Consider the following 19,270-nt stretch of genomic DNA (forward strand, 5'->3'; position numbering starts at 1 on the left):
AAATAAAGGAAAATATTATATGAATATAACCGGATATATTTTACTGATTATTATTCTGTCAATATCATTTCTGCACATCTATTGGGCATTGGGAGGGACATGGGGTAAGAATTTGGCAGTTCCCACAACAGAAAACGAAATTCCGCTTTTTGAACCGAGTGCTTTCGTTTGTCTTATTACAGGCTTTTGTTTTTTGCTGCCTGCATCAGCAATTGTCTTTCCCAGTAGATTTTCGCTCCCTATTTTATGGATAAACACTTTCCTGTTTTTTATAAGAGCAGTAGGAGATTTTAGATACATCGGTTTTTTTAAGAAAATAAAAAATACTCCATTTTCCCAAAGAGATACGCTTATCTACGCTCCACTATGCGTACTTATAAGCTTTTTAACATTACTACTGATTAACACATTTTAAATACCTTTATATGAGAAACAAAAAATTATTCCTTATGCTCTTCATAATGATGAGCATAGTATCATGTCAAAACGATGCTCTTTATGAACCCATTTCCGAAGCAGATCCTGAAATTTCAGCTTTGTCCAACTATAAAAGATCCTCCAGTGCTTTAACAGCTACTTTTGGAAATAACATTGATCTGAATAATCTGGCAAACTATTCAGATCAGGACATTCCTTCGTATATAATTCAAGACAATGCTCCCTTTCTAAACCCGATAACAGATGCAGGAGCTACCTTGGGAAGGGTTTTATTTTATGATAAGAATCTTTCCTCTAACAATACGGTGTCATGTGCCAGTTGTCATAAACAGGAGCTGGCATTCGGAGACAACAGCATTGCAAGCCAAGGGGTGAACGGACAGACAGGAAGACATTCAATGAGACTGGTCAATACAAGATTTTCCTTTGAATCCCGTTTTTTCTGGGATGAAAGAGCTTCCTCTTTAGAAACCCAAACTACAATGCCGATTAAAGATCATATAGAAATGGGATTTAGCGGCAGTAATGGTGACCTTTCAGTGAATGATCTCATTACCAGACTCAAAGGTCTACCTTACTATCAGGAATTATTTACCAAAGCATATGGAAGTTCTGATATTACTGAACGTAAAATGCAGAATGCGTTGGCTCAGTTTGTAAGAAGTATTACCTCCTTTGATTCTAAATATGATCAGGGCAGAGCCAAGTCTTTTTCAGATTTTTCTTCATTCTCGAATTTTACAGCAGAAGAAAACTTAGGCAAAAAGCTCTTCCTTGAGATCCCTGTGCTGAGTTTACTGGTCGGGGGTGATCGTATAGCTGGTGGGTTTGGATGCGCCGGATGCCATGGAGCTCCTGAATTCAGTATAGCTCCTATTTCCAGTAATAACGGAGTCATCAATATAATCAACAGTAACGGGATTGATATTAACGTTACGAAATCTCCTTCCTTACGGGATCTTGTAAACAGCAATGGGGTATCCAACGGACCGATGATGCATTCGGGGCTTATTACCACTTTAGAGGGTGTTGTAGATCATTATAATAAAGTGCCAAAAAGCAGCAAGAATCCTAAACTGGATATACGATTGGCACTAGCCAATAACCTGAGAGTCACGGAAAAAGAAAAAAAAGCACTTGTAGCATTTCTTAAAACCCTTTCCGGAAAAAATATATATACGGATAAAAAATGGTCAAATCCTTTTATTAATCAATAGTGCATTTCAAATTTATGCTTAATGAAAAGAAGCCGTCTCACAACTGAGACGGTTTTTTCTTGTTAAAAAGTAAATAATTTTGATTACTTCTTTTTCTTTATTCATTTTTTAAGTGTTTTATATGCTTCTTCTTGTTTAGTATTATTTGTCACTTTTTGGATTCTTCCCAATTCATAGGTGCATGTAAAAATTAATTGAAACGGGGTATCTTTAAAATCTATGGTTACGAAAGGAGAACCATCTAGTATTTCCTCTCTATTTTCAATATTTGTATTATTTTCTTTATTGAATTTTTATGTAAACTGTGTAACTGCTAATATAGCATACCTTATTTTTTTTGCTTTCATTTTTTAATATTTTACATTATCGATTAAATTTATTTTAACATTCGAAATTTCTTGCTAAAATCTTGTATTACTTCTTGGCAAAATAGACAATAAGGTAAATTGTGCAAGGCAGCTTCAGGGGACATTATTTATCCTATATGCTCACCTTTAATATAATAGTCAAAAACACCTCTTTTCATTCTATTACTATCGATCGAGAAAGTTACAATATCACTTTGCCTGTTCTATCTAGGAATGCTATGCTTACCTTTGTGGCTTGTCCATCTACATCTTTAGCTAAAATTGATTAAAATTATTAATAAAAAGAGACTATTAGAAAAGATAGATTGGGAATATTATGTTTTTGAAGAAAATAACAGTATTGAATTATTTATTCCTATCCCAAATCCCAGTCCAGGATTTGATATCCTGTATGTTTTGAATGAATTTGAAAAAGAAATGTATTTACATATAGGTATTAAAGTCCTTGAAGGCTGACTCGTATCAAGTATTTATCACCAGACAGCAAATTGCGAATTTGACAGGTTTACGTGTCAAAACTGTTATAAGAGCAATTAAAAAACTGCAAAACCAAGGAATATTCTTGATTATCAATAGCAAAATATTTTATTAATCTATATTATCATATCTACCCCTAATAAAAATTACTTGGTAAAAAATGAACTTTTTAACCCTTTATGATTGATGACGTAAGAAATAACAAGACAAAAAACATTAACAGTATTTGAAGACATGCTAATTAAGATCACAGGAAAGTATTATTTAACTCTACGATTCTTTCCAAATCTTCCACCAAATGTTTCGATATCTCTTCGGTTATGAGTACAAGACCGAAACAGCCAAATAAACATTTACTATTCCAACAGTAATTTCCACAAGCGTTGAAAACTAAATTGCATTAAACAAAAGTCTAATAGAATTTGTTTGATAAATTGGAGGGATATAATTCATTTTTAATTTAAATTAATCGAACCAAATCATCTATAAAAGTGTTTGAAGATACGATCGTCTTGGTCACAAGACCGACATTTTAAGATTTCATTCTTAAATATCATTTTTTAATCTCTTTGTTCTACAAAGTCTACCAGCTTTGGATTAAGTTTAAATGAAATGATCTATTTCTATTCTCAAAAAGGAACAGTCTTCATATTTATGCGTGCTCCGAGTAAGGTGGAGGCTAAATTTTCTTGTACCTGCTTAATTTAAAAATTTAGTTATTTTCTAATTATATTTCCAAATTATTATGGCCTTTCTGGCAACTATGAATATTTTTCAAAAAAAACAAAAGTAAACGGAATAATTGGAGGGTATCTTTGGATAAAAATTCGTTTATGCCTTAATCCTTTTGGGCATTCTATTAGGTATAACTGCCATTTTCTATCTGAGAAACTACCTTCAATATAAAGCCAATGCTGTAGTCTCTTTGTGTTTATCTTTCACTTTTTAATTCTTGATCTTTCATAATAATTTGTTCGAATCCCTCACTCTCCGCTGAGAGGGTCTTTTAATAAAAGATCCTCTTTTTTGTCGTATATAAGAAGTCCTTTATCCCTCATTTTCAGGTGATTATGCGACAATATCTCCATCATGGTAGGTGTTCGAAAGATTTGATTTTCATAATAAAGATTGTTGTCGAACACCAAGCTTACAAATTCCCGTTTTTGAAGCGTTTCCGCTGAATCATATACATAACGTAGATCGGTCAACATATCCAATTTATTTTCCAGTATACCAAATGCAAGACTTCTATTTTCACTCAATCTTTCAATAGCTCCTCTTAAGCTTATAATCTCTGCATTGTAGATAGAATACCAGCGGTCATAGGTATCCTTATTAATCTCATTCTTTATCCATTTCTCTTCAAGCGAATATAGCTTCTCTTCATTCTCCTGTAATTGCTTTTTCTTCTCACTAACCTTTTTCAAGTTGAATTCCAGTTCCCTGTCAATCGACTCCCTGCTTTCCGTTCTGATCTTTCTTACACGGGTAGTGGGAAGGCTCATAAGCTCACAGATTTTCGAAAATTGCTCATGGGCTTTAATAGCGCTTATATTATTATGCTTGCTGTGTTTGCATTTATAGTAATGGTAGTATCTTCCCGACTTACCTCTTGAAGGAGCCCCTGAAAGAGGATTACCACAATGACATTTCAAAATGCCACGCAAAGGAATTTCATCATCAATGACTGTCCTTGTCTTCCCTGGCCGTTTGATCTTTTCCTGTACCATCTGCCATGTAGTCCTGTCAATTATTGGTTCGTGGATACCCGGGAATAGTCCACCCGGTGCTCCTTGATGTGAACTGGCTTTGATGAGTCCAGTATAAGCTGGATTTTTTAAAACACGCTCAATAGCCATATTGCCCTTGATTGTAAACCCAAGTTCTTCGGCCTGTTTTCTTATCAGATAGATAGGTGTATTTCGCAGAAAAGAATCATAGATGAAACGTACTATTTTCGCCTGAGATTCATCAACCACCAGTATGCGTGCCTTTTCTAAGCCTTCCTTCCTATATCCGAATGGTGGATTCTTGTATGTATACCTGCCCTTTACGGTTTTTGCAGTGTATATTCCCCCTCTTACTTTTACACTCCTATTGATATTTTCCTCTTCAGCGAGTAATAGCTGTAAACCTGCCCGAAAATAACTCCCGGGGGTATCATAATCAAAGGTGATATTTTCTGTTACACTGACGATCTGGATACCATATGTTTTTTGTAGCGCCTTTACCATTGTAATTGCTTCATCAGCTATACGGCTGAAACGGTCAAGCTGGTCAACAACAAGGTAGTCCACTTTGTTATGATGCCTAACAATAAATTCTTTAAGTTTGATGAAGTCCGGACGGTCAAAAGTCCGTGCACTTTTCCCTTGATCTACAAAAGAGTCAATCAATTCCACACCATTGAACTTTAACCAATTATCAGTAATCATTTCCTGCCTCTCTATTGAGCAGACACTCTGTCCCTGTTTACTAAACCTTAGGTATCTTATGGCTTTTTTCATAGTATTCTTTTAAAGTTGATGAGACGATGATCTGTATGATAAGTTTTTCCAGTTTGTCCTCTTTCTCTCTCTCCCTATCTTCTTTCAGTTCTTCTATCTTTTTGTCCAATTCATTGTCTGTTGTCCAGTTCTCTTCCTTTTTATCAGCACCGCTTTCCATTTCATCCTATGATTTAGATTTATGATAAAATCTGTCTTTCAGATTTTATCATAAATCTAAAGGAGAAACAAACTTTCGTTACTAAATTGGTATTTAGAGGCACGATTTGTCTTATATATGCCTAATCGTTATAGGATCAAATCCAATGATAAGGTTTATCCTTTCGATTTAAATAACAATACATTTCTTCTTTTTTAAGTTCAGGGAAGAATTTTAAAGCACGATCAATCGCATAATTAGGTAAAAAATAGATTTCGTCCCGAATTGCCTTAATTACTTTTTCATATCCATAAAAACGAACAATCTCATCAATTTCATCCTCGCCTCCACGTTCCATTATCCGACCGATTACAGCTTGATAGGCTTTCTGCCAATCCAGCTTGTCTACGTTAGTATCCCAAAAAAATTTGTGATGAAGATTGGGTTTTAGCGAATTATCAACTGCCTTTTTCATAGAGTAAATTTACTGATTTTCATTGAATTAAACAATAATTACATCCGGAAACCCCTTCCTTTTTGAGGTGGTTTAAATTTCATTTCCGGATTGATTACTGCCTTCTTTAAGCGTTCTGATATCTTTAGCCAATTGTTCTCTTTTCCTTTCATCATTGAAACATCAAATTCTCTTTCTATATTACCGAAATATGATAGTGCATAAGCCGCCAAAAAGTCATGACCATCATACTTTTTTTCATAACTTTCAAGATAATGTTTCAGAGGTTTATCGTCCAGAAGAAAATACATATCTACAAAATCTTTCATTCTTTTTCCACTTTGAAAGATGGCATGAAGTTTCATTGCTCCTATATCATCATTAGAGATCATTCGGACACCTTCTTTTTCTTCTATTGGATTTAATAATGGGTATTTATGGGTGACGACATCAACTTTTACATCATTGATATAGGTAAGTACTGTATTATTATATAGCTGGCTTTGATTTAGATCAGTCCCATAAGTATTATGTAAATAGTTTAGCATTTCTTTTGAGTCGAAATCTTTTGTAGCGAACAAATCTATATCTACTGATTTTCGATGTCCTATTTTAAGGGACAATGCAGTACCTCCGACTAAGATGTAGTCTTTGAGTTTTTCATCTTTCATCAGCTTTTGAAGAAGTTCCCACATTTCATTGCTGACAGTTTCTTTGTATAACATAATGAATCATTTTTCAGCAAATTATTCCTGTAAATGATCCGTTATGTTAAAGTAGTATTTAGTGGCTTCTTTTGGCTTTTATTGTCCTAATTGTATCCTATAGATGAGTTTGACAGTAACCTGCAACCATATAAATAATGACTTATTTTTTATCTATTTAAAATAATAAACAAAGCGACTTCGGAGCGGGTTTAAAATCCCGTCAGGGCAAGTTGTTTTGAGCTGCTCAAAAGATAACTTGCTCCTTTCCGATGAAAGGATGTAATTGGTTTAAGATATAATGAACCTATAATGGGCTGCAATCCATATATATGTTTTTCTCTTTTTCTTTAAGGATATAGGGTTAACGGTAAGCAGTTTTGTTCTTTATAAAGGGAAGTGCAAACATACTGTTGAGCAAAAATTATGGATATGCATAAAGAAAAAGAACAAACTTGCACAAGATCTGATAACTACTGATGCAACATTTTATAATACTTTATCTAGAAATGATCTATTGCAAACTTTGTAGATAAACAGCAGTTAATCTTAAATAGGAAATGAAAAAGCACTGTTTCTTAGCTTCCTTTCTGGACAAAATTCTGAATTTCCTCCCCACGAAAGAAAAGAAAACCTTACCAGATGTTTATTGCCGAATAAACCCTAATAATTAAAGGGGTTTATAAAATGCGAATAACGGGCGTTGTTGTACAGCTGACGATTATTCTATATGATGTGTTGGAGATATATCTACTAAAAGCAAAATCCCCGGACAAGGCCGGAGATAAAAACACAAATGATGAAAAAAAATTATTTCGAATTGCTAATTAAGGGATTTTTTCCTCTTATTAATGTTAATGAATTCATAAAATTCTTAATTCCAAAAGTATAACCAAAATAAAACAACCAGATCTTGGGGAACTCATAATAAAATAGCATTCCGATCATTTTAGAAGATTTCCTGTTTAGCTATGTTTATATTATAATCAACGCTAAAAAGAAAACTTCCATATCAGGTACAATTAGATTTATAATACACTCATCACAGCTACTCCAACTATCGAAAGACATTCAACGATAACGATCAGGGTTTTCAAAGGCTTGTTTGGTCCCAACTTTAAACACAACTTAAATAGTGCCCGAATAACATGATACAATAAAAAGGAGATCAGTCTGGCCACCAGCACAAATACTATCATCATGGTCAAAATTGCTATTCCTCCTAAAATTACGATTGCGTCCTTCCAGGCAATTCCAATCGGAAGTTCAGCAACAAGAAGCTCTGTTCCGAGTATTTTATCCATATTATTATGCAGACCATAAATCATTAGTGCACTGGCAAATGCAATCACAGCTCCTACCTTAAACATATCAATTCTATTGTAGTGCCCAGATATTATAACCAGTATTATCATGGTGAACACCAAAGCTTTTTGGTCGCTTAGTAGATTATGAATAGAATTTTCTCCAAAAATAGCGACACTGATGTAGTGAAGTATTGCAATAAGTATAAATAAAAAGAAAATCCATTTGGTTGTTCGTTGTCTCGTCTCTGAATACGGAGCCTCCACAATAGCCGTGAACTGCGATTTTACCCTAAAATGAAACTGTTCCAGTTTTACAAGAATCTGTTCATTACTTACAGTACTTTCCGCTTTCTGGATCAATAGAATAATAACCGCACATATTGCGATAATAATAGTAACCATTTTTTTTAGTATTTTAATATGTTAATAAATTGTTTCTGACTTTTTATACAGTGCGTGCTAACAGTCTCTAAAATAACCTCAGTAACATTGTAGAGTATAGACGGCATAAAAAATCTGCAAAAATATAAAATTACCTTACAAGCAAAAAGCACTGATTCCATTCCCTATAATCTAGTATTATAGAAACAGTATTTCCCTCACTATCCCTTATGATCGCCTTTCCATAAATTAAAAACGTTTATAAGCTTATTTCGTAGAAAACCATGTCAATCACCTCGCTTTCTTCTATTTAAACACGAAAAACAAACTTGCACATTATTTATGGTGCTTGCTCCTAAATCTTGCTTTATAATTGTCCGCTGTTTTTACCTAATGCTTTTATTGTTAAATGCTTTTATTGTAGCAAAAGCGTAAAGCAAGTAATTTTACCTTCTTTATACTTGCGGATGATAGAAATAGAAACCTTAATCCAAGAGTATATTGTTACAATTTTATCAGCAGCCATTTAAATGCTTCCATTAGGAAACCTGATGCCAAATGGAGCCAATAAACGTCGATAAGAGTGCAGAGAAAGTAGAACGTGGTATTTTCTAAAAATTTATACCACGAAATGAACTGTAAGCAATTTAATTCCATAGGATTGGAAGAAGTCCTCCTTGCTCTCGGACACTTTCCAATCAGACAAAATGATAAAGAAGCTTGGTACCTCAGTCCCTTTACCGCTGAATCCCAAGCCTCTTTCAAAGTTGACAGAAGCCGCAATGTCTGGCACTTGTTTTCCGAAGGTATCGGCGGAACCAATACGGATTTTGTGCAGAAATATCTGGGGACATCTGTTAAGGGCGCTCTGGAATGGGCATCCGCTCAAAATTTTTCTTCTTTTCACCAGCAAGCTGAACGGGTTAGGAAAATACCTGCCGAATATAGGATAGATAAGGTACAGAAACTCTCACATCCCAATCTTTTGCAATACCTTTGGGAAAGAGGATTGTCATCAAAAATATATCGGTATATCAAGGAAATCTGGTTCACAATAAAGGACAAACCCTACTACGCCATTGGATTTGAAAACCGATCTGGTGGATGGGAGCTTCGCAATCCATACTACAAAGGAGCTTTGCTCAATAAAGACATTTCAATAATTCATATCGGTACAGCAGTCCAGAATGCTGGAAATCAAGAGCAATATCCTGAAAGAGTTCTGCCAGTACATTCTGATGGAAATCCTGATGGCAAGATAGTCATTATGGAAGGTTTCATGGATGCGCTCTCCTTTCTGGAACTGAAAGGCAGCTATCAGGGAGACCTGCTTGTCCTCAACTCAACAAGTTTACTTAAAAAGGCAATCGACATCCTGAAAGGATATACTGAAATAAACCTTTTTTTGGATAATGATAAAGCTGGCAAGAAATCAACCAATACAATTCTTAACGTTTACCCCCATGCAAAGGACTTTTCACATATCTATTCAGATTATAAGGACCTGAACCAGTACCTCATGAAAAAAAGACAACGACAGGCTCTATCTACATCAAAAACAGAGGGTATTGCTCAACAGAAAAATGATAGTGCAGAAAAACGGGCGCCGTGCAAGGGCGTAAAAAACAAAGCAACGAAGGGATTGCGCAGAAGAATGTAGGGCTGTGCTTTTTACTAAGCTTCCCGCAGAAGTTAGGAGCTCATTCGCAACTTTGAAGGTCGCTGCCCTCTCAACAAAGTTTCTACTTCGCTCTGCGAGGCTTTCCAAAACAGATCCTGACGGATCTGTTTCTAGGGGCTTTTCAGGAAGCTCGCTTCCTGAAAATTATCCAGCAAGCATACTGCTTGCCGATCAGAATAAAAAAATAGAGGGGGAAATATGAAAACATCCATCAATTTTAAGGCAGTTAAATCAGATTCGGAAGCCCATAATTTCCGTAGGAAAACTTTTGATTATATCCGAAAGGAACTGACTTCCAAAAATAAGTACTGGCAGGTGGACAAAATCACGGACAGGATACAGAAAATAGAAGTCTATTGTAAAGAGAAATCCGGCCGGAAATTACAGTGCAACGCCATGCCCATCCGTGAGGCTGTGGTTGTCATAAAAGAGGACACTACCATGAAAGATTTACATGATTTGTCAAAACGGCTTGAGGAAGAACTGGGGATCAGGATTTTCCAGATCGCCATCCATAAGGATGAAGGTCATTGGGACAAAGATTCCAACGAATGGAAGCCGAACCTACATGCCCATCTTGTCGCTGACTGGCAGGATCTAAAAACTGGAAAAACATTAAAACACCAGTCTTTTCATTATTCTAGGATGCAGGACATTACCGCTGAATGTCTTAGCATGGAAAGAGGTACATCAGGTTCCGTCGGCAGACTGGAAGCCGTGGAGTTCAAGATTAAAAAGAAAGAAGAAGAATTACAGGCGTTGGAACAGAAGTTAGACGGTATGAAAGCTCAGCTGGGTTCAGGAAAGTTTCAGGATCTGATCGTTAAAAACATCAATTTCTTTGGAAAGCAGCAGGTCAGAACAGAAGAGACCATCGCCAATTTTGGAAATGCCTATAGGCTATTTAACATTGAATTACAAAAAAACACAGATGAACTGAACGCTAAAATTAGGCAGATCATTGAGCTACAAAAGGAAATCGCCAGCCTGAAAAATGATAATATGCTTCTTAAGCGCAAAAACACCGTACTCTTAACTGATTCGGATGTTTTTGCTGGTGAAAAGAAAAAATATCTTGATTCTGTCATTAGTACACTTGAAAAAACGATCCAATATGAGCGGATGAAAAATCCGGCCTCTGACAGATCGGATGAGGGTAAACTGAAAGAGGAAATGAACAATATCTGCTGGGAACTTTCCGCTGCCAGTCACATTCCTTTTGCTGCCTTCCAGCAGATCTTTGCGGTAGCTGAACTGGCAACAGCACTGCTTTCACTACTAAGTTTTGGGACCTCCAATAAGCAGGAGCTTGAAGAAATTCCGGTCCAAAAGAAAAAGAAGAAAAAAACGCGTAAGACCAATTTAAGCTAAATTGAAGCATTATTTGATTGCTATGCATTGCTAACTTCACCCCTTCCAATGCGTGGCCAGCTCAATCGAAATCTACACGGTGGTTTGCAAAACTATTCATGGACAATATGTCATGCTCCCGAAAATATCCTGAAGGGCAAAAATCAATGCCCGGATCGTCCTACTATATTCCGAGCTATTCCGCCATTTCCTTAATTGCTGTCGAATATTATTGATTTGACTTCTTCAAACTTAAGTTATATTCTTCCGCTATGTCTGACCAGTCATTAGACTTTAAATTCTACTGTATTTTAGGAGATGTAATTCGTAATATTTATATCTTCTGTTATATATTATAAGTAAAAAAAGAGCCCACGCCGTTGTATATACTACTAAAGTATTTAGTGAGCGCTCATGACCTCACCCTACGGGTGTACAAGCACCCTCGTTATTTTTTTAGTTATCCAATGATTAATTCGATACCAGCTTTTTCTGCTTTATATTTTATTTTGGTCTGCAATTCGTAATAACTCCAGTTGCGAAGTACAAATTCATTATCTTTTGCAATACCAATTTTATCTTCTTGATTTTTAAGAATAAGTGTTCCTGCCTGCTGCCGGATGCAGAAATCGATAAGCTTCCTACTGTACACATGAAGCCGATGATTGACATACCGGCTCTCCAAATTTTCTGTTTTATACAATGCCTTTTGTTTGCGTTTGACTCCTTTTCCAGAGCGCAAATAGGCAATACCAGTTTGAATTCTCTTTTGACTTGCCTGAATGGCGAGCCTTCGATACAAAAACTCTTCTTTTGATCCAATATTTATACGTATATTATTGGCTTTTACCACGATAGAATGTTCCAGAGATAATGAAGCTTCTGCAATGATTTCGGGTTTTAAAGCATGGTCTTCCTTTACAAATTCAAATACTGCAAGCCAATAGATTTTCCTGTCTTTTAGCTGAATCTGTGATGTGCAAAGCTTTATTTCTTCTCTTAAGAGTTGCTCCATGATCAGACGCTTATCAGAGATGTCTCTTCCTAAATACGTTTTAACTGGGAGCGCAAACATGTTGAAGCAAAATGCCTTCTTTTCAGAATCATATCTCATTTTGCTGATGCATTTTACAGGAAGCGGAATTGGAATATCCTTTTTATAATTTCTCAAAGACTTTAGACCTTGCCAATAGTCTGCTTTATTTTTAGAAAAGGTTGATTGAATTGTATTGTTAAGGCTTCCCAGAATATCGGTGGGAATTTCCCCTTTGAATCGGTCAAAAACCATTCTTGCTGTGCTGTTTGTTTTCGAACGGTTAAACATTCCCATTTGATCTTTATTTGCGTCGGCCAGCTTATATTGGATTTCCTCGGTCAGGTAAAAGAAATCCTTGATCATTTCCTGAACATATAAATGGGAAACGATTAAATTAGCCGCTCGGAAACAGCGGTTCTGATAACGGTAGAGTTTTTCCCACATCTCGTTCTTTTCATTGCTTGGTACGTCGATCAGCAGCTGAATTTTTCGGGTAAGTGTAATCGTTGATTTTTCCATTTCAAATAGGGATTTGATAAGTATTTCGAATTTGTAGAAATTGATAAGCATATAGAAATTCTAGGTGAACTTCCTTTTCTGAAAGCTTGAGTTCCTTGGCAATTACTATGAAGGAAGATTTTTGCTCAAACCTTCTTTTTAATATCTCGAGCTGTCGGTTACTAAGTTCGTCTAGCTGCTCTTCATTACCTGAAGCTTTTTTCTGTGATTGTTCGAAAGAACTTCCTTTAATAATTTTCCGAAGATCATCTATCGCTCTGTTTACTTCGTTACTTATGTCTTTTATGCTGCTTCCCATTGCTTCTGCAATTGCTTTGTACTGAAAACCATATTCAAGACAAAGTTCAATCAAGTGTCTTCTTTTGGGACTTAGTACGTTTAAAACGCTGTTAACCTCATTAAAATCTTTTTGATCAGATTCCTGACGGAGAAGATGTTCTTTATCTTGCAGGGGATCATAACCAATGAGATAATCCTGATAATTCTCAAAACGTTCAAGAGAATCAACTAAGCGGATAAATTTATTTTTTGGAGCATTGAAATATGAGATACAATCTCTTTTCAAAACAAAACGTAAAAAGCCAAGAATATGATTAGGAGTTTCAATGGAATCGCGGTGTAACCACAATTTGAGAAAGGTATCCTGCACAAGCGTTTCTACTGCAAAATCATCGTCGAGCATTTGTCTGCCAAGCCAGAATAGAAGTCTTTTATACCGGGAATAAATATGTTCTAAAGAAGTCGGATTACCTTTTTTCAGCAGTTCATATAGCTGATGGTCGGTGGGCATACGAGTCAAAGAGTCTGTTCTTTTCATAAGTAGTGTAATTTTAGATAAACTATTAATGAAACAATTTTAGTAACTAAAGATGCAAGCCAGTTATAAAAGTGATTTATATTCCAAGGCAATTAGGTTTTGCCTTGGAAAAGGCAGGTAAAACGTAAATCATAGCTATTCAATGCTTACAAAAAAAGATCTGGTTGATAAAGTAACTAAGATTTTAAATCATAGGATTACTTCCACAATCGCTAAACTTCCATTGTAATGTTCATAACGAGACAAATAATATCATATACTGAAAAACAGCCCTATACCTTTATTACTTTATCTTTACAACATTAGAATTTGGTAGTTATACAGCAAAATACTACTTTTAACGTGCGAGTTTAAAAAAGCATTGGCTTTTATAGTTGGGTTATTTTGTAATCCATAGGAAAACTTACCTCATTTTAATTTGAGGTACAGGAATGATAATCTGTATTAAAATTAGAGGATTAGCCTGCTGGCGGTTCCTTAATCGGAATCTTAAAAAATTTCGTTCTCATATTAACTTTTTTTAATGGTTGGTATAGAACGATGTTTTCTTATGAAGAAGGTCCTTGTAAAAAGCAAGGAGCGGTCTCACACTTTCAATCCGCTGGGCGACCAAGCCCATCATTAATTTTCACTAATGATTTCCATTGAAAGTTTACGTGAGAACCGCTCACATGCATATGCAAAGTTAATAAACTTTTAAACATGGAGCGATTTCACGATCCTCTCGTCGGTTATGGTCGTTTGCGGAACGAGAAAATATCGTCAATTAATGCCATTTGGCTTAATTATCAAATCGTTAAAGCAAATATAAGAATTATTTTTTAAATGTGGCAATTAAACCACAAAAATTTATTTACAATGGATGATAAATATTTAAAAGCATACAAACATGTAGGTATGAGAATTAAGGAAAAACGCATAGAATTAAAGTTAACTCAAGAGCAATTGTCTAATAGAATACCCAAAATGGATAGATCTAAAATTAGCGATATAGAAAATGGCAAGGAGGATTATCTTTTTTCTACATTATTAAAAGTATGTGATGCTTTAAAAACTACTCTTCCAGATTTGCTAAATGAGAAATAATTAATATATACCGCATATATTAACGTAAATATTTCTAGCTTCTTTGACTTCTTTGTAATAACCAAATATTTTAAGTTATATGCTAAATAATTCACAAACAGTCTGTTAAATTCTTGGTTATTGTTTGGTCTGGACTATTGGACTTTGTGTTTAAATTAGAATGATAACATATCAGCTAGGCTACCTTGCATTTAACTGATACCGCTATAATTCTTTTGTTTTCACATAGACATTTATTTGAATTCATATTTAAATCTAGTTTCTTCGGTTGTCAATAAAATCAGCCCTTAGAAATACTAATATCAGAATTAGTTTCATATAGATCTTAGCAACTTTCTTCCTCTACTCTAAATTTTAAATGCCGTGAATAATATCCTATATTTCGATTTTCAGAAATGTTTGATTTATTTTCAATAATATATTAATAACGTCTATATAATCTTCTTATTGATTATCGCCAACAACAATTCTAATTTCTTTACCTATAAAAGGTTTTAATCCTTTAGTCACAACATATACAACATCATTTAGATGTATTTCAATTACTCTGTATAATATCATATTTTTTTATTATTTAGTTATGGTGATTAGTATAAAATTATTCATCATAGTTATTCAAATTTGCGCTGCAAAAAAAAACAAAACCATTTTCCATTTCACGCAATGTGGAAAACCCTATATTTTCACATCGTAAATTTATATTTTCGATAAAATATTAATCGACAACAAATACACAATACATAGTATTTTATACCTGACTGTACACAAGTGAAAAGTATTAACCAACAATTAGCAACTCTATCAACAATTTCTATAATCCTCCTCCTTTTGATGATTCTATTTCAGAATTTAAGTAAAAAATCATTCTATAAATAATTCTTGCAATTACATCTTTAATTTATTTAAGAATACAGCCTAGTATTTAATATTAAAAACTTGGTTACGGATTACCGTAAGGAAGACTAAAAATATCATATTATCTTTCTGATTATCAAAAAATCGTAGAACTACGACACTTTTTAAAATAATTCCTAATTCATTTGTGGGTGAAATTTAGACTCAATATATTGCATCACTAAATCCATAAAAAACTTATGAAAATAAAAACCAATCAATCAAAAATAGCGCTTCCCATAAGCAGCTAAAAAGAATTTTAGTTCGTTACTAAACACTAACCGATCTTGTATCGATCCAGCCAAAAAAGTAAATATTCTGCGGAGACCATGATTTACTGACTGTGATCTGACATAAATAGTCTCATCCTATTTGGAAGCCATTCCAATTCATGATTAACACAACCGAAAAAAATTATGACATCATGTTTCAAGACGATAAGAGTCTTCCCAAGAAAGGAGGAGATTCATTAAAAGGAGATATTGCTAAAAATATTCAAGAAATAGCAACGAATATTCCGACTTCCAATAAAACGCTGTCAACCATCAAAGCGGCAAGCAGCATGACGCAAAGTTTTATGAACCAGCCTTTGATTCCTACTGCTCCTACTGTAGTACAGAATAAGGTCTGGGCTCAGCAGCCAACTTCAAAGATTTTCAATGCACAGGCAATTCCCGAAAGTGCCATAGCAGGAATCAATCGGGTTGTCAAGCTTGATATTCATGTAGAAGGAAAACCCATTAAATATTTCAAACATTTTAAATTGGTTCAGAGTGCTACAAAACATCACGATTTTGAGCTTATTCTGGCTCATGATACTCTGGGGAATCCCGAGAACCATAATCTTGAAGAAGCACAGAACTTTCTTGGTAAAAGAATCACAGTAGTATTTAAATATAAAGATGTAGAAGATGGTCCTGAACGTAATTTTATCGGTGTTGTTACCGAAGTAGGATTCAGCCAGGAGAAAGGAAGCTTGGGGAATCTTGTACTATCTGGTTGCAGCCCAACTATATTACTGGATTCAGCCCCTCATACGCAGAGTTTTGGAGGGAAACAGGAAATAAGCCTGAACAGCATTGCAGACCAGGTTATTAAAGAAGGACTGGGTAGTAGTAAATATGATATCAGGGTTGATGCCAGCTATGGAAATGTGTCCTATAGTTCGCAATATCATGAGACCCATTACAATTATCTGGCAAGAATAGCAGAAGCCTATGGAGAACAGTTTTTCTTTGATGGTGAAGTGCTACATTTTGGAAAATTACCTCCACAGCAGCAACCTGTTAAATTAACTTACGGAAGTAATGTCCAGGATGTCAAGATCAGGATGAAAGCCCTTCACGTAAAACCATCTTTTTATGGTTATAATAGTAGCAAAAATGAAAAACTAACCTCCGGTGCTTCCAAGATCAGCCACACATCTGACATTGCAAAGCGTGCATACGAAATTTCAGAAAAAACTTTTACAACTCCATCCCTGAGCATTGCTCCAATAAAAGCATCGAAAATGATGGATATTGATACTTCACAAAAAGGTGCTGCTGGAAGCAATGCTGTTGATGTTTTTACGACCTCAGGCACGACATCTGTCCCTTTCTTATATCCGGGATGTACGGCAGATATTGAAATGCGTAAACAGGACAGTAACAAAACGTCTTATTTTACAAAGTTGATGATGACCGAAGTTACGCATGAAGTAGATGCGAGGGGTTATTATACAGGATCTTTTGTTGGAATTGCTGCTGATACAGGCTTCATGCCACGACCTGAATTCCAGTACCCTAAAGCAGAACCACAGTTCGCAAAAGTGATTTCCAATACTGACCCACAGAATCAGGGCAGGGTTCAGGTACAGTTTGACTGGCAGAACGGTTCCAACACCACAGAATATATACGTGTTATGACCCCGGATGCAGGTAGTAGTGAGAAAGTCAGTAAGAACAGAGGTTTTATGGCTATACCTGAGGTTGATGATCAGATCATGGTCAACTTTGTGCACCAGCATCCTGACCGTCCTTTTGTGATGGGCGGAATGTTTCATGGTGGAGCTGGTGGCGGTGGCGGACAGGGAAATAATGTTAAAAGCTTGAGCAGTAAAAGTGGACATACCATTAGCTTAAACGACGGAGGCGGAATCACTATTGTTGATAAAACAGGTGGAAACGTAATAACCGTAGACGGTAAGGATACAATCTCTGGGGTATCCAGTAAGAAAATCTCCCTGACCAACGGGAAATCGTCCATAACCATCGACGATGAAACGATTACGATCCATGCTAAAAATATCAAAATAACCGGAGATACAATGGTGTCTGTTGGAAGTGGCGGCGCAGGCGTTAACCTAAGTTCGGAAAAAAATGTTGCAGAGGTAAAAGCTACAACCATTACAGCAACCGGAAATACTGCTGTTGAAATCAATGGGCCAGAAACGAAGATCAGCGGAGCGACTGTATCAATAGATGGATCAGGAGAAACGATTGTGACTGGTGGACTTGTAAAGCTTAATTCATAGGACATGGAAACATCATCAATCGCACAGGAATATTATAAGCTCCAGAACTTATGGGCTGATGCAGAAAGAAAAGATGACTGGAAGGTAGCTGTATGGGTATCCCAATACCCCGATGTTGAAATCATTGATAAATTCATACAGATCGAACAGTCTCCTGCAGGCGGAGCCAATGACATTTTTTTTCGTTTTGAAACGGAATACAATGGCGATCAGAAATTATTTGAACAGAAACTATGGGAGGAATTCAGGTCATGGTTTGCTCCGCACCCTAAAAAAGATAAAGACCTGCATCTTGCACTTTGGGAAAATGGACTTATAAAGGAACCTTTTGTACCCAATGAAAGCTTGGAGCCCAATGCATCGAACCTGTTCAGTGAACTTGAACGCCTTAGACTCAGCATTACAGATCAGAGCAATCATTTCTATTTCTGCCTGTACTTTCCCTTGGCTGTACAGGGCAAACACAATGTTGCACAATGGTTTGGGCAGGTCATAGAAATAGTCCCTGAAAACTTAAGGATTGTGACAATGGATCTTGCGGAGGAAAGACGGATTAAATTACAGGGTAAAAAATATCACTATATCTATCCACGACTTAAGATGGCTGAGGCCATTAATAATGAAATGAATAAGTCAAGTGATGGATATAATACCATAGACCCTGATGCCCGGTTCAGAAAACAGGTCATGGTGGTTATGGATTCTACAACAAAAAAAATACAGAACCGAACTGAAGTAGAAGTAAAACGTTTACTGGATATTACTCGGGAGATTGGTACCATTTCTTCGAAAATCGCCGGATTACTTGTATCAGCACAGGCATATTTTGCTTTGCAGAATACAAAAAAAAGTGAAGAATACACAGATAAGGCACTTGAGGAATCCTCAAAGGCAATGCAGGATGATGATGCGACGGGATATCCGGTATGGAAGTCCTGTATGCTCTTAAAAGCTGCCTTATTATTTGGAAATAAAGATAAAGATAGTGCCTTATGGATTTATGAAGACCTTTCGGAAAAGGCTTCCAAAAGGCAGGATGTATACTGTGTGATGGAAGCGAACAGGCTTATTGCACACATCTATTATGAAAAAAATGACCTTAACAAAGCTTTTGAGAATGTTATATTTTCCTTAGCAGCAGGGGCATGTTTGGATATTAATGTGAGAAGGCAGTCAACCTTTTTACATGCTTCTTTTATGTGTCTTTACCTTGGGGAAAAACTTAAGACTCCAATAGAAATAAACGAAATAAAGTTACAGCTCGCAGACTGGCTCGGAGATGATTGGGAAACGTTATTATCACAGGCTGGTGTTGATTCTGCCTCATTAAAAATGGGCAAATCCTTCGCAACAAATCAATTATCACCATCAAAAAACTAA

The 19,270-nt window shown here is 35.7% G+C and carries 16 protein-coding genes; 9 read left to right on the forward strand and 7 right to left on the reverse strand.

Annotation, left to right across the window (positions count from 1 at the left end; all coding sequences use genetic code 11):
- Positions 1-19: 19 nt before the first annotated feature.
- The 4 genes from J2772_RS24450 (at position 20) to J2772_RS23020 (ending at position 2,615) form a co-directional block, all read left to right on the forward strand.
- The gene (locus J2772_RS24450; protein WP_209921076.1) at positions 20-415 is read left to right on the forward strand and encodes a DUF3995 domain-containing protein; all 396 of its coding nucleotides are present in this window, start codon (positions 20-22) and stop codon (positions 413-415) included.
- A 10-nt stretch (positions 416-425) separates the two neighbouring features.
- A complete protein-coding gene (locus J2772_RS23010) occupies positions 426-1,655 on the forward strand; it encodes a cytochrome-c peroxidase (RefSeq protein WP_245365312.1) in 1,230 nt (409 codons plus the stop codon).
- 629 nt (positions 1,656-2,284) lie between these two features.
- Positions 2,285-2,479, forward strand: coding sequence for a hypothetical protein (locus J2772_RS23015; RefSeq protein ID WP_209921172.1), 195 nt, complete (start codon positions 2,285-2,287; stop codon positions 2,477-2,479).
- Positions 2,480-2,519: 40 nt separating this feature from the next.
- On the forward strand, positions 2,520-2,615 hold the full coding sequence (locus J2772_RS23020; protein WP_410494462.1) for a hypothetical protein: 96 nt from the start codon (positions 2,520-2,522) through the stop codon (positions 2,613-2,615).
- 868 nt (positions 2,616-3,483) lie between these two features.
- On the opposite strand, the gene J2772_RS23025 is transcribed toward J2772_RS23020, so the two are convergent.
- The 5 genes from J2772_RS23025 to J2772_RS23045 form a co-directional block, all read right to left on the reverse strand.
- Positions 3,484-5,007 (reverse strand): recombinase family protein, encoded by a 1,524-nt coding sequence (locus J2772_RS23025; RefSeq protein ID WP_209921079.1) that lies wholly within the window; start codon positions 5,005-5,007, stop codon positions 3,484-3,486.
- Complete coding sequence (locus tag J2772_RS23030; RefSeq protein ID WP_209921175.1) at positions 4,976-5,167, reverse strand: hypothetical protein; 192 nt, start codon at positions 5,165-5,167, stop codon at positions 4,976-4,978. Before J2772_RS23030 ends, J2772_RS23025 begins: the two co-directional genes overlap by 32 nt.
- A gap of 136 nt (positions 5,168-5,303) precedes the next feature.
- On the reverse strand, positions 5,304-5,621 hold the full coding sequence (locus J2772_RS23035) for a DUF6922 domain-containing protein (RefSeq protein WP_209921081.1): 318 nt from the start codon (positions 5,619-5,621) through the stop codon (positions 5,304-5,306).
- Positions 5,622-5,659: 38 nt separating this feature from the next.
- Positions 5,660-6,325 carry a nucleotidyl transferase AbiEii/AbiGii toxin family protein gene (locus J2772_RS23040; RefSeq protein WP_209921084.1) on the reverse strand — a complete coding sequence of 222 codons (666 nt, stop codon included), beginning with the start codon at positions 6,323-6,325 and terminating at the stop codon, positions 5,660-5,662.
- A 1,007-nt stretch (positions 6,326-7,332) separates the two neighbouring features.
- Entirely contained in the window at positions 7,333-8,013 is a 681-nt protein-coding gene (locus J2772_RS23045) for a hypothetical protein (RefSeq protein ID WP_209921087.1), read from the reverse strand.
- Between the two features lie 610 nt (positions 8,014-8,623).
- Here J2772_RS23045 and J2772_RS23050 point away from each other — a divergent pair.
- Together J2772_RS23050 and J2772_RS23055 are read left to right on the forward strand one after the other, a co-directional pair.
- On the forward strand, positions 8,624-9,652 hold the full coding sequence (locus J2772_RS23050) for a toprim domain-containing protein (RefSeq protein WP_209921090.1): 1,029 nt from the start codon (positions 8,624-8,626) through the stop codon (positions 9,650-9,652).
- Positions 9,653-9,871: 219 nt separating this feature from the next.
- Entirely contained in the window at positions 9,872-11,044 is a 1,173-nt protein-coding gene (locus J2772_RS23055; protein WP_209921093.1) for a hypothetical protein, read from the forward strand.
- Between the two features lie 439 nt (positions 11,045-11,483).
- On the opposite strand, the gene J2772_RS23060 is transcribed toward J2772_RS23055, so the two are convergent.
- Positions 11,484-12,578 (reverse strand): hypothetical protein, encoded by a 1,095-nt coding sequence (locus tag J2772_RS23060; RefSeq protein ID WP_209921095.1) that lies wholly within the window; start codon positions 12,576-12,578, stop codon positions 11,484-11,486.
- A gap of 1 nt (position 12,579) precedes the next feature.
- Positions 12,580-13,395, reverse strand: coding sequence for an RNA polymerase sigma factor (locus J2772_RS23065; RefSeq protein WP_209921097.1), 816 nt, complete (start codon positions 13,393-13,395; stop codon positions 12,580-12,582).
- Between the two features lie 858 nt (positions 13,396-14,253).
- Between J2772_RS23065 and J2772_RS23070 the strand changes: the two genes are divergently transcribed.
- The 3 genes from J2772_RS23070 to J2772_RS23080 all read left to right on the forward strand — a co-directional run bounded on the left by J2772_RS23070 (position 14,254) and on the right by J2772_RS23080 (position 19,270).
- The gene (locus tag J2772_RS23070; protein WP_209921100.1) at positions 14,254-14,481 is read left to right on the forward strand and encodes a helix-turn-helix domain-containing protein; all 228 of its coding nucleotides are present in this window, start codon (positions 14,254-14,256) and stop codon (positions 14,479-14,481) included.
- A 1,318-nt stretch (positions 14,482-15,799) separates the two neighbouring features.
- Entirely contained in the window at positions 15,800-17,890 is a 2,091-nt protein-coding gene (locus J2772_RS23075; RefSeq protein WP_209921103.1) for a type VI secretion system Vgr family protein, read from the forward strand.
- Positions 17,891-17,893: 3 nt separating this feature from the next.
- Positions 17,894-19,270, forward strand: coding sequence for a hypothetical protein (locus J2772_RS23080; RefSeq protein ID WP_209921106.1), 1,377 nt, complete (start codon positions 17,894-17,896; stop codon positions 19,268-19,270).

This window comes from Chryseobacterium jejuense (assembly GCF_017877355.1).
Lineage (GTDB): Bacteria > Bacteroidota > Bacteroidia > Flavobacteriales > Weeksellaceae > Chryseobacterium > Chryseobacterium jejuense_A.

Coding starts and splice junctions, on each gene's coding strand:
- J2772_RS24450 (WP_209921076.1), top strand. CDS start 20: ATGAATATAACCGGATATATTTTACTGATTATTATTCTGTCAATATCA.
- J2772_RS23010 (WP_245365312.1), top strand. CDS start 426: ATGAGAAACAAAAAATTATTCCTTATGCTCTTCATAATGATGAGCATA.
- J2772_RS23025 (WP_209921079.1), bottom strand. CDS start 5,007: ATGAAAAAAGCCATAAGATACCTAAGGTTTAGTAAACAGGGACAGAGT.
- J2772_RS23030 (WP_209921175.1), bottom strand. CDS start 5,167: ATGGAAAGCGGTGCTGATAAAAAGGAAGAGAACTGGACAACAGACAAT.
- J2772_RS23035 (WP_209921081.1), bottom strand. CDS start 5,621: ATGAAAAAGGCAGTTGATAATTCGCTAAAACCCAATCTTCATCACAAA.
- J2772_RS23040 (WP_209921084.1), bottom strand. CDS start 6,325: ATGTTATACAAAGAAACTGTCAGCAATGAAATGTGGGAACTTCTTCAA.
- J2772_RS23045 (WP_209921087.1), bottom strand. CDS start 8,013: ATGGTTACTATTATTATCGCAATATGTGCGGTTATTATTCTATTGATC.
- J2772_RS23050 (WP_209921090.1), top strand. CDS start 8,624: ATGAACTGTAAGCAATTTAATTCCATAGGATTGGAAGAAGTCCTCCTT.
- J2772_RS23055 (WP_209921093.1), top strand. CDS start 9,872: ATGAAAACATCCATCAATTTTAAGGCAGTTAAATCAGATTCGGAAGCC.
- J2772_RS23060 (WP_209921095.1), bottom strand. CDS start 12,578: ATGGAAAAATCAACGATTACACTTACCCGAAAAATTCAGCTGCTGATC.
- J2772_RS23065 (WP_209921097.1), bottom strand. CDS start 13,395: ATGAAAAGAACAGACTCTTTGACTCGTATGCCCACCGACCATCAGCTA.
- J2772_RS23070 (WP_209921100.1), top strand. CDS start 14,254: ATGGATGATAAATATTTAAAAGCATACAAACATGTAGGTATGAGAATT.
- J2772_RS23075 (WP_209921103.1), top strand. CDS start 15,800: ATGTTTCAAGACGATAAGAGTCTTCCCAAGAAAGGAGGAGATTCATTA.
- J2772_RS23080 (WP_209921106.1), top strand. CDS start 17,894: ATGGAAACATCATCAATCGCACAGGAATATTATAAGCTCCAGAACTTA.